Raw genomic sequence first — 15581 nt, 5'->3', positions numbered from 1 at the left:
ACACCGGCATCAGCGTGGCGCTGTCGCACACGGCCAGCCTCGGCGTATCCTACAGCGGACAATTCGGCGAAAAGGCCGTCGACCAGAGCGTCAGGGGCAATTTCGTCTGGAGGTTCTGATCGGGAAGAAAAAGCCGTTAACAGAAAAGGTCAGGATATTCGGATAAGCCAGGTAGAAATCTAGGAAAACCTTTCCTTCCTCTAGATAGGAAGACGGTTTGGCCGGGGCAGCAGCGCGATCAGTAGGAGACAGACGAAGGCGCCGCCGGCAGCGGCCAGGAAACCGTCGATATAGGACAAAACTGCCGCCTGCTTGGCGATCGCGGAGGACAACAGGCTCGTCGCCCGGGCGCTGGCGATCGCCACATCAGCCGTATGGGCACTGACGGCATTGCGATAGGCCGCGAGGCGGTCGACCGTTGCACCGGCAAGGCTGTCGACATGCAGGCCGATGAGATTGGAATGGACCTGTTCACGCACACGCACGAAGGTCTGCATGAAGGCCGTGCCGATCTCGCCGCCGAACATGCGGCTGATCTGCAGCAGGGCGCCGATCGTCAGCGCGTCGGCCGGATTGATCGACTGCACCGCCAGGACGACGAGTGCTGTGAGGGCGAAGGACTGGCCGAGGGCCTGCAGGATCTGGGATTGCAGGAAATCGTCGGTGGCCCAGGCGCTGGTGAGCTGCGCCGCCATCAGGCAGGCGATGCCGACCAGGGCCGTGCCGGCAGCCAGCACCCATCGTCCGTCGACGCGCTTGAGGACATAGCCGAGCGGCACCACGATGATGAGCTGGGGCAAGGCGATCCACAAAAGCACCGCGCCGACCTGCAATTCCCTGAAGTTCTGCACCGACTGCAGATAGTTGGGAATGATGTAGGCGGTCGACAGGATGATGAAGCGAAAGCCTGCCAGCAGCATCAGCAACAGCAGGAGATGATGCTGCATCAGAAGCCGCAGGTTGAGGAAGGGCCTGCGGCTGACCCACAGCTCGCGCACGACGAAAGCCGCCGTCACCAGGCCGCCGGCGATCAGCAGGCCGTTGACCAGGCCGCTATTGGTCCAGTCGAGGCGGTTGCCCTGGTCGAGCCCTGCATAGAGCAGGCTGAAGCCCGCGCCGGCATAGACCAGGCCTGGCCAGTCGAAATGGTGCAGGAGCTCGGTCTTCACATCCTCGCGCGGAATGCCGAACCATACGCAGGTGAACATCAGCGGCAGCAGGCCGCAATATTGCCAGCTGATCCAGCGCCAGGACAGATTGTCCGCGTACCAGCCTTCGAGCGAGGCCGCGACATTCTGCGAGAGTTCCGAATTCATGGCATAGACCGCGATGCCGTAGATGATCAGGCGCGGCGGCAGGCTGCGGGCGATGAAGCTGATGGTCAGCGGAATGAACGTCCCCGACCCGACCCCCGCCAGGAACTGGGCGGCCAGGAAGGCCCCGAGATTGGGAGAGAGGGGCGCAAGCAGGCTGGCGACGAAGAGCAGGGTGATGCCCAGCAGCAGCATGCGCCGCACCCCGAAAATCGCGCCGAGATAGGGGCAGGCCACCCCGACCAGCATCTGGCCGACGGCGAAGGTGGTGGTCATCCACGCCCCTTCGTCAAAGCCCAGATGCAGCCCTCCGCGCAAATCGGCAAGGCCGAAGCTGGTGACGCGGCTGCCGAGCGTCGACATGATGGAGCCGAGCAGCACGCCGAGGATGCCGATATAGGGAAGCAGCGTATCGGCCCGGAACCGCGGCGGTGCATGCGTCGCGGGTTCGAGGGCCGCGCCGGCGGCCGTCAGGGGTGCGGCTGTCGCGCTCGAGGCTACCGTCGTCATGGCGACGCTGCCGCGGCAGCGCCTGACCTGTCGCCTGTATCGACGGTAGCGACCACCGACATGCCCGGCCGGATCAGGGTTCCCAGCGCCGGATTGGGATCGAGGGCGATCTTCACCGGAATACGCTGGACGACCTTGGTGAAATTGCCGGTGGCGTTGTCGGGAGGCAGCAGCGCGAAGGTACTGCCAGTGCCGGGAGACCAGGCTTCGACACGGCCGGTCAGGACCAGATCGGGAAAGGCATCGACGGTGACACGGGCGGGCTGACCAAGACGGATATTGGTCATCTGCGTTTCCTTGTAGTTCGCCACCACCCAGATATTGGGCAGCGGCACCACGGCGATGACCTGCGTGCCGACATTGACGAACTGGCCTGGGCGAACCTGGCGCTGGCCGACGAGCCCTTTCGCCGGCGAACGGATCTTGGTGTAGCCCAGATTGTTGGTGGCGAGGGTGACCTGGGCCTCGGCGGCCTTGATCTGCGCCCTGACCTGCTGCTCCTGCACGTCGAGCCCGGCAAGCAAGGCCTTCTGCTGGTCGAGCTGGGCCTCGTAGAGCGCTTTCTGGGCCAGGGCGCGCTGGGCATTGGCATCGGCCTGCTCGACCGATTGCTGGGTGCCGGCCGTGCCGGTCTTGAGCAGGTCGCGCTGGCGCGTGGCTTCGAGCTGGTAGCGCCGCACATCCGCGCTGCCCGCATCGATATTGGCACCGGCCTGACGGATCAGGGCATTCTGCACGTTCTTCTGATTGGCGACATTGGCGAGACTGGCTTCGGCCGCGGCAAGATTGGCCTGCGCCAGCGCGAGCTGGGCCTGATAGTCGGACGGCTCGATCTCGGCGATCAGGTCGCCGGTCTCCACCGCCTGGTAGTCATGGATCGGGACCTCCTTGATGTAGCCGGAGACACGGGCCGACAAGGGCGTGACATCGCCCACAATGAAGGCATTGTCGGTCTCCGCGAGGCGGGCCGCACCGGTCCAGCGGTTCCAATTGCCGGCGACATACCAGACCAGCCAGGCGGCGAGCAGAAGAAAGCCGACGCGCAAGGCCGGATAGAGCCAGCGCGACCGCAGGCTGCGCGCGGGCTGCGGCGTTTCGGATACGGTCGACTTTTCCGTGGCATCCGACATCTGTGCCTCACACTCGACAAGGCGCGATTTCTTCGAATCGCACTTTTCTCTAACTCCTTGTTCTGAAACATTCTCTCAATCGAAAAGTCTACTGACCTTTCTGGAAAATGCTCTGGAGCGCTACTGATCGTGACGAGAGATCATGAACGGCGATACCAAAATATTCCAATACCCACACCCGTCTTGTCGAGCTTGATCGCGCCCGGATCCATCAGGTTTTACTGAGCAGGTGGACCAACGCGGCAACGTCCTGCCGGTTCGCCTTGGCCGGAAGCATGAAAGCGCAATAGGGATAGCCCAGACGCACCGACTCCGCTGACAACATCATGAGACGCCCCGCTTCCAGGTCGGCCCGGGACAAGGCTCGCTGCCCAAGTGCGACACCCAGCCCAAGCCTCGCGGTGGTGATGGCGAGGCTCGACAACCCGACCCGTCTACCGAGCGACGGGTCCGGCCGACGAGAACTGCCGCGTAGCGCAAACCAATCCGACCAGGTCGGATGCGAAGCATAGTTAGGGCCCCAATTGGTGTGAATGAAGCAGCTGTCATGGATCGCCTCCAGCCCGGCAATGTCCCGGCCATGCTGCTCCCAGAATGCGGGCGAACATACGGGCACCACATCGTCGTGCACGAGTTGCGCCACAGCCAGGCCCGGATAATGGTAATCCCCATAGCTGATCCGCAAATCGATATGCTGCCGAGCGAGGTCGACCGGATCATCCTCGACACGAATGTCGATCGCCAAGCGGGGGAATTGATCGACCATCTCGGCCAGCCTGGGGGCAAGCCAGCATTCGGCCAGGGAGAACGGTACGCTCACCGTCAATCTCCTGCGCAGTTCTCCCTCCAGCAGACGCGCCGTTACCGCCGCGATGTCGCCGAGGGCTCGGGACATTTGGGGATAGATGGCGTGCCCTGCATCCGTCAGCGTGATGCGGTTGCCGTTGCGCATGAATAGCTGCTTGCCGAAATGCGCCTCCAGATTTCGGATCTGCTGGCTCACGGCCGCGGAGGAGACGCCGAGTTCGATCGCAGCCAAGGTGAACTGCCCTGTACGGGCGGCCACCTCAAAGACTCTGACGGCATTGAGTGGCGGCAATCGCAGCATAGCTGCCTCCGAAAGATTTTCTTAGGCAAGGATAATAATTTCCTGCGTTGTGAAAAAGATTTTTTTGGGGCCTGCTTCCGCTGCCTGCATCACGGAGAACCCCATGCGCCATATTCTTGATCTCGACCGTTATCCCCTCGACCGGCAAGGCAGCCCGGAATGGCTGGCTTTGGTCGAAAGCTCGAAGGCGGGCCTGGTCGCCAACGGCATGTTCAATCTGGAAGGATTGCTGCTTCCCGGCATTGCACAAAAAGCGGCAGCCGAAGTGCAGCCTGTGATGGACAGCAAGTCCCATACTCACAAAAGGCTGCACAATATCTATTTCAAGCCCGAAATTCCCGAACTCGCGGCCGATCACCCCGCCCTTCGCAAGGTCGAAACGGTCAGTCACACCATCTGCGCGGACCAGATTGCTGGAAGTACCGTTCTGGCCATCTATGAGTATGGGCCCCTCGTGACTTTCCTGGCAGCCACCATGGACAAGCCTGCTCTGCACGTCATGGCTGATCCCCTGGCCCGAGCCAATGTCATGGCCTATCGCGACGGCGAGGCCCTGAACTGGCATTTCGATCGTTCGGAATTCACCACGACCTTGCTTTTGCAGGCGCCCGACGAGGGTGGGGATTTCGAATACCGAACGGATCTTCGCCGCGACGGCGACCCCAACTATCAAGGTGTCGCCAACCTGCTGGAGGGGCGCGACCCCAATGTTCAAGTTCTCAAGCTCAAGGCCGGCACCTTGAACGTCTTCCGCGGGAAGAATACGGCGCACCGCGTCACGCCCGTCCGCGGCCAACGAGACCGGATGATTGCGGTTTTCTCCTACTACGAAAGACCCGGGGTTCAGTTCAGCACCGAGGAAAGAATAGGGTTTTATGGCCGAGCCGCCTGATCCCAAGCCCTGCCTCGTCCGGTGCGCTCGCTCTTGCGGGCGCACGATCCCCTGCCATCGCTCGACCGGAACATCCCGCCATGAAAGTACGGATCTGCCAAGCCGCGATCGCGGCCTCGATTTTGATTGCAACCACCGCCACCCCGCACGCCAGGGAGTGGAAGACGGTGACCATTGCCACAGAGGGTGCCTACGCGCCCTGGAACCTCACCAGGCCCGACGGTTCCCTCGATGGCTTTGAAATCGAACTCGGCAAGGATTTGTGCGCTCGCATGCAGGTCACATGCCAATTTGTGGCCCAGGACTGGGATGGTATGATCGCCGGCCTGAACGCCGGAAAATTCGATCTCATCATGGACGGCGTGGCCATCACGGATGAGCGACGGAAGGTGATCGATTTCTCCAAACCCTATGCCTCGACGCCTGGCGCATTCGCCGGTCTCAAGGGTGGCCCACTTGCGACGCTGGCCGGCACGGGCTCAACGGCGATCCTGACCGGGGACACGGCGCACGACAAGCCGACCTTGGACGGCCTTCGCACGGCGCTGCAGGGCAAGAACATCGGCATTCAAACCTCCACCGCCTTCACGAAATTCGTCGAGGACAATTTCTCGGACATTGCCAGCATCACGGAATACAAGACGGCCTCGGAGCACGATCTCGACCTCATCGCCGGACGGATCGACGTTGTCTTCGATGACGTCACCTATCTCCTCTCGGCTCTCTCCCGCCCCGAGAACGCCCAGATGATGATTGTCGGGCCTCAGATTTCCGGGGCGATCTGGGGGGAAGGAGAAGCCGCGGGTTTTCGCAAAGACGATGCTGACCTGCGAGCGATGTTCGACAAAGCCCTCGCCTCTGCCATTGCCGACGGGACAGCCAAGGATCTGAGCATCAAATGGTTCAAGATCGACATCACGCCCGCAGCGTTCGTCACGCCCGAGACATCGATGCCCAAGGGCTGAAGCGACCGCGTTCGAGGTACCGGCCTTTCGAAAGCTGGTGCCGGCAAACGCGGGCATTCCGTTAGCCTCGAAACCGCGATCAAAATCCAATGTGCCGGGGGGCTTCGCAGGCGCCCGGCGAGTCATGCATCCAACCGGTGGAAAACCGCCGTTCCCTGCTGGTAGCGTATGACAGGCCTTTTGATCCCCTCGGTGGGAGCGAGGAATCGGCTCAGAAGCAAGTCATCCAAACAAGGGCGAGGCGCCATGTTCCGCAGCCGAAATCTGCCGGCGAAACAGGCCGAAGAGCTCGCGGCCGACGCCGAATTCGTTGTCGACGAGATCCGGCTGGATGTTCGCCCGCTCGAGCGCTCCCGCCGTCAGCACGTCGATCGTGCCCGCGACAGCGTCGACGCGCACGAGGTCGCCGTCCCGGAGCCTGGCAAGCGGTCCTCCGTCGAGTGCCTCCGGGCTGACATGGATCGCCGCGGGCACCTTGCCGGAAGCGCCCGACATCCGCCCGTCCGTGACCAGGGCGACCTTCAGCCCCCTGTCCTGCAGCACGGAAAGCATCGGAGTCAGGCTATGCAGCTCCGGCATGCCATTGGCCTTCGGCCCCTGGAAACGCACCACCACCACGGTATCTCCGGTGAACTCGCCGGCACGGAAAGCCTGCTTGACCGCCTCCTGATCGGCGAAGACGCGTGCCGGCGCCTCGACGACATGGCGTTCCGGCGCCACGGCTGAAACCTTCATCACGCCGGTGCCGAGATTGCCTCGGAGCCGCTTGAGGCCGCCTGTCGGCTGGAACGGCGTGCCGGCCGATCGCAGCACCTTGGGGTTCAGCGACGTGCTCGTTCCTTCCGACCACACCAGGGCGCCGTGGATGAGCTTGGGTTCCCTGGTGTAGCGGGCCAGCCCCTCCCCGGCCACTGTGCGCGTGTCGGGGTGGAGGAGCCCGGCTTCGAGCAGTTCGCCGATCATGAAGCCGAGGCCGCCTGCGGCATGGAAATGGTTCACATCCGCGAGCCCGTTCGGATAGACGCGCGCCATCAGGGGCGTCACGTCCGAAAGATCGGCAAAGTCTTGCCAGTCGAGCACGATCCCAGCTGCCCGCGCCATGGCGATCATGTGGATGAGCAGGTTGGTGGAACCACCGGTGGCATTGAGCCCGACGATGCCATTGACGAAGGCGCGCTCGTCGAGCACGTCGCAAACTGGCGTATAGTCATTGCCGAGGGCCGAGATCGCCAAGGCGCGCCTTGCGGCCTCCACGGTGAGCGCATCGCGCAGGGGCGTGTTGGGGTTGACGAAGCTCGAGCCCGGCAGATGCAGCCCCATGAACTCCATCAGCATCTGATTGGTGTTGGCCGTGCCGTAGAAGGTGCAGGTGCCCGGCCCGTGATAGGCCGCCATCTCCGCTTCCATCAGCTTGTCGCGCCCGCATTGGCCTGTCGCGAAGAGCTGGCGCACCTTGGACTTCTCGTCATTGGCGATGCCGCTCGTCATCGGCCCGGCGGGCACGAAGATCGCCGGCAGATGGCCGAAGGCGGCGGCGGCAATGACGAGGCCCGGCACGATCTTGTCGCAGACCCCGAGATAGACGGTCGCATCGAAGGTGTTGTGGCTGAGCGCGATGCCGGCCGCCATGGCAATGGCATCGCGCGAGAACAGCGACAATTCCATGCCGGCCTGGCCCTGGGTGACGCCGTCGCACATCGCGGGCACGCCACCGGCGACCTGCGCCGTGCCGCCGGCCGTGCGCGCCGCCGCGCGGATCAGGTCGGGGTAGCTTTCATAGGGCTGGTGGGCCGAGAGCATGTCGTTATAGGCGGTGATGATGCCGAGATTGCCTGCGCCGCCCTTGACCAGCGCCGCCTTGTCGTCCACCGGCATGGCGGCATAGGCATGGGCCTGGTTGCCGCAGGACAGGTGGGCGCGCACGGTGCCGGCGGCGCGGGCGCGGGCCATGCGCTCGAGATAGGGACGGCGAAGGGCGGAGGACCGCGCCACGATGCGATCGGTGACCCGTGCGAGCGTTGGGTTCAGCGCCATGGTGGCCTTTCTAGGGTTGGGAGACGATGCCGGCGTTGGTACGGCGCATCGTCTCATGATGGCTTCGTCGATAAAGAAACGAAGCAAGAAACACGCCAGCCGAGGGGACAACGCCCCCCGGCCTTCGTCTCGTCAGGCCGCCACCAGCTCCTCGGGCGGAGCCTTGGCGCCGGTCATGAAGGCAACCGCATCGGACATCGTGTAGTCACGCGGATTGATGACGCAGAGCCGCCGGCCAAGCCGGTGGATATGGATGCGGTCCGCCACCTCGAACACATGCGGCATGTTGTGCGAGATCAGCACGATCGGCAGCCCGCGCCGTTTGACGTCGAGGATGAGCTCCAGCACGCGGCGGCTTTCCTTGACGCCGAGAGCGGCGGTCGGCTCGTCCATGATCACCACCTTCGAGCCGAAGGCGGCCGCACGCGCCACCGCGACGCCCTGACGCTGGCCGCCGGAGAGGGTCTCGACCGCCTGGCCGATGTTCTGGATGGTCATCAGGCCGAGCTCGGTCAGCTTCTCGCGAGCCCGCTTTTCCATGGCCGGCCGGTCGAGCATCTTGAACCATTGCCCGAGGATGCCGGGTTTGCGGATCTCCCGCCCCAGGAACATGTTGTCGGCGATGGACAGGGCCGGCGACAGAGCCAGGTTCTGGTACACGCACTCGATCCCCGCTTCGCGGGCATCGATGGGCGACTTGAAGTTGACGACCTTGCCGTCGAGCCTGATTTCCCCCTCGTCGGGCGTGATGGCGCCCGACAAGGCCTTGATCAGGGACGATTTGCCGGCGCCGTTGTCGCCGATCACGGCAAGGATCTCGCCGGGATAGAGGTCGAAGTCGCAATTGTTGAGAGCGGTAACCCGGCCGTAGCGCTTGATCAGACCACGCCCTGAGAGAATGGGTTCCTGTGCCATTAGCCTGCAACCTTTCTGATCCACTGGTCGACGGTCACGGCGCCGATGATCAGCACGCCGATGAGCAGGTAGGTCCATTGCGGGTCGGTGCCCACCAGCCTGAGGCCGAGCTGGAACACGCCGACGATCAGGGCACCGAAGATCATGCCCAGGATCGAGCCGCGGCCGCCGAACAGGGAGATGCCGCCGATGACCACCGCGGTGATCGACTCGATATTGGCGAATTGGCCGGAGGTCGGGGAAACCGAGCCGAGACGACCGATCAAGACCCAGCCAGCCAAGGCGCAGATGATGCCTGATAGCGTGTAGACCTGGAGCAGCATCCTGTTGGTGCCAACGCCCGAGAGTTCGGCCGCGTCGGGGTCGTCGCCCACGGCATAGACGTGCCGGCCCCAGGCGGTGTGGTTGAGCACGTACCATAGCACCGCGACCAGCAGCACCATGGCGATCACGCCGGCCGTCAGGACCGCGCCGCCAAAGCGGAAGCTGGCGCCGAAGAGCTGCAGCAGCGGGGCCTGGGCCGCGATGTCCTGGCTGCGGATCGTCTCATTGGCCGAATAGAGGAAATTGGCGGCGAGGATGATCTGCCAACTGCCCAGCGTGACGATGAAGGGCGGCAGCTTCATGCGGGAGACGAGCAGCCCGTTGATGTAGCCGCAGAGCGCGCCGCAGGCGAAGCCGCCCAGGATCGAGAGCGGAGCCGGCAGGCCGTAACGGAAGGTGAACTGCCCCATCACCACCGATGACAGCACCATGATCGCGCCGACCGACAGGTCGATGCCGGCCGTCAGGATCACCAGGGTCTGGGCTGCGCCGACGATGCCGGTGATGGCCACCTGCTGCAGGATCAGCGTCAGCGAAAAGGCTGAAAAGAACTTGCTGCCCAGGAGGATGCCGAAGATGGCGGTGGACAGCACCAGCACTATCAGCGGCACCATGGCCGGGTTTCCGTGCAGGAAGTGCTGTGCCTTCTCCAGGGCTGATTTGTTGTGGACGTCGAAGCTGGCTACGCTTGTGTCGCTGCCCGAGAGGACTTTCTCGAAGTCCTGCGGACGCCCGACATTTGCCGAAGGATCGGTCATATCTTTGGTCTCCTCCCGTGGGGCGGTCGCCCCTCGTAAAAGGAGCGGCGCGGCGGCCGCTCCCCTGCAAGAACAAGATCGAACGTTAGCGGGCTGGCCTCAGGTCAGCCCCAGCACAGATCCTTGCCTTTCTTCGTATCGATGGATTCGACGCCGGAGGCCGGCTTGTCGGTGACGAGGGTGGCGCCGGTATCGAAGAACGCCTTGCCTTCGGTGGGCTTGGGCTTTTCGCCGCCATCGGCGAACTTCTTGATGGCCTCGATGCCCATGGCGGCCATCTTGAGCGGATATTGCTGCGAGGTCGCGCCGATGACGCCCTCCGCGACGTTCTTCACGCCCGGGCAGCCGCCGTCGACCGAGACGAGCAGCACGTCCTTCTCGCGGCCGACGGCCTTGAGCGCCTCATAGGCGCCCGCGGCGGCCGGTTCGTTGATGGTGTAGACGACATTGATCGTCGGGTCTTTCTGGAGGCAGTTCTCCATGGCGGCCCGGCCGCCCTCTTCATTGCCGTTGGTCACGTCGTGGCAGACGTTGCGGGCATCGCCCCAATCCTGGATCTTGGTCGGATTGGCGATCTTGGAAATGCCGAAGCCGCTCATGAAGCCCTGGTCGCGCAAGACGTCGACGGTCGGTTGGCTCGGATTGAGATCGAGATAGGCGATCTTGGCTTCCTTGGCCTTGTCACCGAGCGTCGCCTGGGCCCATTGGCCGATCAGCTCGCCGGCCTTGAAATTGTCGGTGGCGAAGGTGGCGTCGGCCGCGTCGATCGGCTCCAGCGGCGTATCGAGCGCAATGACCAGGATGCCGGCGGCGCGGGCTTTCTTGACGGAATCGACGATGGCCTTGGAGTCCGAAGGCACCAGCAGGATGCCCTTGGCGCCGTCGGCGATGCAGGATTCGATGGCCGACACCTGGCTCTCATTGTCGCCATCGATCTTGCCGGCATAGGCCTTGAGGTTGACGCCCAGCTCCTTGGCCTTGGCGGTCGCCCCCTCCTTCATCTTCACGAAGAAGGGGTTGGTGTCCGTCTTTGTGATCAGGCAGGCGCCGACATCGGCTGCCAAGCCTGGGGTCGCAAAGGCGCCGAGAGACAGGACACTGGCGCAGAACAGCGCCGATTTCAGGACCGGTTTCTTCATCATATTCCTCCCTTTTGGAACGCATGGCCGGCTAGCCGGGCCTCGCTTTCGGGGCGCCCCTCATTGCCGTGTCGGCGCCTGGATATAAAAAACACCATCTCCGGTCGCCCTGTCAATAAATAAATAAGTCTTATTTAGTTATTTATTGACAGCCTTGCACGAAGCGCCCATTCTGGGTGAAAGGAACAATGTCGCCCAATGCGGCCTCCTCTCGTTCGAGCCACGGCCCCGAACGAGAGGAGGCCGCAGGATTTCAGGCATTTGCAGAATTTCTCGGTCTTGCCCGTTTGCGGGCACTATTGAGAAATTCCGCTCACGGGGAGGAAATGGGATGGAGGCTGGCACCCAGAAGGCCGGTTCGTCCGAACTGGCCGAAAGCCGCTTTCATCGCGGCACCAACCAGAGCGGGATGCGCGACCACAATGAGCGTATCGTGCTCTCGCTCGTCCGGGAGCATGGCGCCCTGGCCAAATCCGACATCGCCCGCATGACCAGCCTGTCGCTGCAGACCGTTTCGGTGATCATGCGCGAGTTGGAGGAAACGGGCCTGCTGACGCGCCAGGAGCCGGTGCGCGGTCGCATTGGCCAGCCCTCGATCCCCATGGCGCTCAATCCGGAAGGCGCCTATTTCCTTGGGCTGAAGATCGGGCGGCGCAGCGCCGATCTGGTCCTGATCGATTTTCTGGGCAATGTGCGCGCGATGCTGCACAAATCCTACCGCTACCCTGCCCCGGGCGAGACGATCCGCTTCGCGCTCGACGGCATCGCATCCATCAGGGCGACACTCAGCCCGGCAGCGAACCGACGTATTGCCGGGCTGGGCATCGCCATGCCCTTCGAATTGTGGAACTGGGCCGATGCGGCGGGCGCCCCAGCCGATGTCCTCGACGAATGGCGCCATCGCAGCATCCAGGCCGACCTCCAGTCGAATTGCGATTTTCCAGTCTATCTGGAGAATGATGCCACCGCCGCCTGTGGCGCCGAACTCGTTTTCGGCCAGTTCTCGGGCGCGCGCGACTTCGTCTATTTCTATATCGGTGCCTTTGCCGGGGGGGGCATCGTGCTGAATGGCCGCCTGTTCGGCGGACAGACCGGCAATGCCGGCGCGCTCGGCTCCATGCCGGTTCCCGGCCCCGACGGCAGGCCGACGCAGCTCATCGACGTCGCCTCCATCGCCATGCTGGAGAAGGCGTTGAAGGCGCGCGGCATCGATGCCGCGCATCTTTGGACCTCGCCCGAGGCGTGGGGCGACCTGGGTGAGGACGTCGACATCTGGATCGGCCAAGCGGCCGACGCCCTGGCTTATGCCATCGTCTCTTCCTGTGCCGTGATCGATTTCGAGGCGGCTGTCATCGACGGCTGGATGCCGACCGATGTCCGGGCGCTCCTGGTCGGCACCGTACGCAAAGCACTCGGCAGGATCGACGTGGAAGGGCTGAGAACGCCCCATGTGCGCGAGGGAACGGTGGGCATCCATGCCCGCGCGCTCGGCGGCGCCAGCCTGCCTCTATCGGCCCGCTTCCTGCTGCTCGCCGACAGTTCCAAGGAGAACAACACGGTCAAGAGCGGCGACCTGCATGGCCGATGAGCCAGCGCGAAAGGTGGCATGAACCATCTCGCCGCACAGCGGCGACACTAAATCGAAGATTTAAGATATAAAAACAAGCAATTGATATAGATTGTTTTTTGAAATTTTTGGTGCCAATTTACGCGCTATATGCCCAGGCCCAGCCGCGCTCGCGAACACCATTGATGTAGGATGGCGAAGGTCCAGCCTCGCGCTTATCACCGTCCACGTGGCGTCAGCCAGAACGCAACGGTATGACTGCAGACATTCCTGGGACGCTGAAGATAAGTTTCTTGTCTGACGATAGAAATGACGTCACTATTCGCGTCCCGTTAAAAATAATCATAATTTTAAAAAAGTGTACCGTATAGAAAAATAAGGTCATTGATATGCTTCGTAGCCTCGCAATCTTTCTGAGCCCCGTCGCGTTGGTCACCTGGGTTTCACCTGCTCTTGCGGAAATCTCATCAGAGGTACGGCAACAGAGCCATAATATCCAAGGCTTGCAGCAACCTGCCACGATGATCGTCGATCATTGGGGCATCGCACATCTCTATACCGGCAACCGGCGCGACGCGTTCTTCATGCAAGGCTACAATGCCGCGCGCGACCGCCTGTGGCAGATCGATCTGTGGCGCAAGCGCGGCCTCGGTCTTCTGGCCAGGGATTTCGGGCCGAACTATGTCGAACAGGACCGCGCGGCGCGCCTGTTCCTCTATCGCGGCGACATGGACAAGGAATGGCAGTCCTATGGCCCCAATGCAAAGGACTATGCGAACGCCTTCATCGCCGGCGTCAATGCCTATGTCCAGGAAACACGGGACGGCACCCAGCCCCTGCCGGAGGAATTCAGGATCGCCGGATCGCGTCCCGACCAGTGGCATGTCGACGATATCGTGCGCATCCGCAGCCATGGCCTGACGCGCAATGTCGAGCTCGAAGTGCAGCGCGCGCAAATTGCCTGCGCCGCCGGCCTCGACGCCGACAGGCTCCAGGCCCAGTTCGAGCCAGCATGGACGACCAAGACTCCCGACGGCTTGGATCCCTGTACGATCCCGCGGGACGTACTCAAGGACTATACGCTAGCGACCGATCCGGTGAAATTCGGTGCGGGCAAGAAGGCGGCACAGGCGTATGATCCCGATACGCTGCTGGCGCAGGCACAGGACAAGGTCGACACGATCGGCTCCAACAATTGGGTCGTCTCCGGCAAGCGCACGGCAACTAGGCGGCCGATCCTCGCCAATGATCCGCATCGCGACCACAGCGTGCCGTCCCTGCGCTATATCGTTCACCTCGTCGCCCCGGGCATGAACGTGATCGGCGCCGGCGAACCGGCACTTCCCGGCATTTCGATCGGCCATAATGGCCGCATCGCCTTCGGCCTGACGATCTTCGGCATGGACCAGGAAGACCTCTATGTCGAGGCGCTCAATCCGAGCAATCCCGATCAGGTCAAGTTCGACGGGAACTGGGAACCGGTCCGGATCGTGCACGAAAAGGTCGAGATCAAGGGCGGCCCCCCGCAGGATATCGAGATGCGCTTCACCCGGCACGGGCCGGTGCTTGCCAGCGATACCAAGCGAAATCTCGCCTTCACCATTCGCTCCGTGTGGTTCGAGCCGGGAACCTCGGCCTATTTCGGCTCCTCCGACTACATGACGGCGAAAAACTGGCCGCAATTCCAGGCTGCCATGAAGCGCTGGGGCACCCCTTCGGAAAACCAGATCTATGCCGACACCAAGGGCAATATCGGCTGGCAGCCGGGCGGAATGGCGCCGCGCCGCCTCAGCTATGACGGGCTGCTGCCGGTACCGGGCGACGGGCGCTATGAATGGCAGGGCTTTTTGCACCTGGACGAATTGCCGAGCGTCTTCAATCCGAAGACCGGCTATTTCGCCACCGCCAACCAGATGAACCTGCCCCCCGGCTATCCCATCGAGCAGCGGCGCATCGGCTTCGATTCCTGGGCCAATCCCGCCCGCTGGGACCGCATCGTCGAGGTATTGCAGGACAAGAAGAAATTCAGCCTTGCCGATGCGATGGACCTGCAGAACGACGACACCACCATGCTGGGACGCCGCCTGATCGCGCTGCTCAAGCCCCTGCAATCAGACGATCCCCAAATCGCCAAGGGACTCCAGCTCCTGCACGACTGGAATGCGAGCGACGACCGCGACAGCGCGGCCGCTGCTCTGTTCGAGGTGTGGATCAGCAAGCATATCGGCCCGGCCCTGGTGAATGCCAGCGTGCCTAAAGCCGCTCGTGCCCTCATTCCCAAGCCGAGTGTCGGCGCGATGTTCGAGCTTCTGGAAAAGCCGGACGCCTCGCTTGGTCCCGATCCAGCCAAGGCGCGCGACACGCTGCTGCTGCGGAGCATCGGCGCCGCGGTCGCGGATGTTTCCAAGCTTCTCGGCGAGGATGCCGGCCAATGGCGCTGGGGCAGGCTGCACCATGCCCAATTCGATCACGCGCTGATGCCTCTGGCCGATCCCTCGACCCAGGCGCAGATGCGCGTCGGCCCGCTCGAGCTTGGCGGCGCCAGCAACGTGCCCCATGCCGCCAGCTATCGCAGCTCGGACTTCCGCCTGACCTCCGGGGCTTCCTTCCGGATGGTGCTGGATGTCGGCAATTGGGACGCCAGCCGCGCCATCAATACGCCCGGGCAATCGGGCAATCCCTTCAGCCCGCATTACCGCGATCTCGCGCCGCTATGGGCCGACGGGCGATATGTGCCCCTGCTCTATTCCAAGCCGGCAATTGAGAATGCGGCGAGCGAAACCGTGACCTACACGCCCGCGAAATAGCGGTAGCAACGAGGCCACGAACCCATTTCGGCGCCACGGGGTGGCACCGAAAGGCAGCAATTCGCCTAATTGTTAGGCATGCTTAAATTATTGCCGTCCCCTTGAAGCACTCCAGCGCC

Annotated in this window: 11 protein-coding genes; 4 read left to right on the top strand and 7 right to left on the bottom strand. The window is 63.0% G+C overall.

The features are described 5' to 3' along the window. Positions 1-200: 200 nt before the first annotated feature. The 3 genes from U1R88_RS29235 to U1R88_RS29225 form a co-directional block, all read right to left on the bottom strand. Positions 201-1823: an MFS transporter gene (locus U1R88_RS29235; RefSeq protein WP_322434443.1), complete on the bottom strand. Its 1623-nt coding sequence runs from the start codon at positions 1821-1823 to the stop codon at positions 201-203. Then, positions 1820-2953, bottom strand: a complete 1134-nt coding sequence (locus U1R88_RS29230; RefSeq protein WP_322434442.1) for an HlyD family secretion protein — start codon at positions 2951-2953, stop codon at positions 1820-1822. Before U1R88_RS29230 ends, U1R88_RS29235 begins: the two co-directional genes overlap by 4 nt. Before the next feature lie 211 nt (positions 2954-3164). Further along, positions 3165-4061, bottom strand: coding sequence for a LysR substrate-binding domain-containing protein (locus tag U1R88_RS29225; protein WP_322434441.1), 897 nt, complete (start codon positions 4059-4061; stop codon positions 3165-3167). Between the two features lie 49 nt (positions 4062-4110). Between U1R88_RS29225 and U1R88_RS29220 the strand changes: the two genes are divergently transcribed. Both U1R88_RS29220 and U1R88_RS29215 read left to right on the top strand, forming a co-directional pair. Continuing rightward, complete coding sequence (locus U1R88_RS29220; RefSeq protein ID WP_322434440.1) at positions 4111-4953, top strand: HalD/BesD family halogenase; 843 nt, start codon at positions 4111-4113, stop codon at positions 4951-4953. An 80-nt stretch (positions 4954-5033) separates the two neighbouring features. Then, positions 5034-5918, top strand: coding sequence for a transporter substrate-binding domain-containing protein (locus U1R88_RS29215; protein ID WP_322434439.1), 885 nt, complete (start codon positions 5034-5036; stop codon positions 5916-5918). A gap of 222 nt (positions 5919-6140) precedes the next feature. Here the strand turns inward: U1R88_RS29215 and edd are convergent, their stop codons facing one another. The 4 genes from edd to U1R88_RS29195 form a co-directional block, all read right to left on the bottom strand. Continuing rightward, positions 6141-7952 (bottom strand): phosphogluconate dehydratase, encoded by a 1812-nt coding sequence (gene edd, locus U1R88_RS29210; protein WP_322434438.1) that lies wholly within the window; start codon positions 7950-7952, stop codon positions 6141-6143. A gap of 132 nt (positions 7953-8084) precedes the next feature. After that, positions 8085-8867 (bottom strand): ATP-binding cassette domain-containing protein, encoded by a 783-nt coding sequence (locus tag U1R88_RS29205; RefSeq protein WP_322434437.1) that lies wholly within the window; start codon positions 8865-8867, stop codon positions 8085-8087. Then, entirely contained in the window at positions 8867-9949 is a 1083-nt protein-coding gene (locus tag U1R88_RS29200; RefSeq protein WP_322434436.1) for an ABC transporter permease, read from the bottom strand. Before U1R88_RS29200 ends, U1R88_RS29205 begins: the two co-directional genes overlap by 1 nt. A gap of 104 nt (positions 9950-10053) precedes the next feature. Then, complete coding sequence (locus U1R88_RS29195) at positions 10054-11088, bottom strand: sugar ABC transporter substrate-binding protein (RefSeq protein WP_068281446.1); 1035 nt, start codon at positions 11086-11088, stop codon at positions 10054-10056. Between the two features lie 331 nt (positions 11089-11419). On the opposite strand from U1R88_RS29195, the gene U1R88_RS29190 reads away from it, so the two are divergent. Continuing rightward, on the top strand, positions 11420-12676 hold the full coding sequence (locus U1R88_RS29190; RefSeq protein ID WP_322434435.1) for an ROK family transcriptional regulator: 1257 nt from the start codon (positions 11420-11422) through the stop codon (positions 12674-12676). A 500-nt stretch (positions 12677-13176) separates the two neighbouring features. Further along, positions 13177-15462 (top strand): penicillin acylase family protein, encoded by a 2286-nt coding sequence (locus U1R88_RS29185; RefSeq protein WP_322434434.1) that lies wholly within the window; start codon positions 13177-13179, stop codon positions 15460-15462. Positions 15463-15581 lie beyond the last annotated feature (119 nt).

Source organism: Labrys sedimenti (assembly GCF_034424805.1).
Classification (GTDB): Bacteria; Pseudomonadota; Alphaproteobacteria; order Rhizobiales; family Labraceae; genus Labrys; species Labrys sedimenti.
The sequence above is the reverse complement of the archived record's forward strand: the minus strand, read 5'-3'. Positions and strand labels throughout refer to the sequence as shown.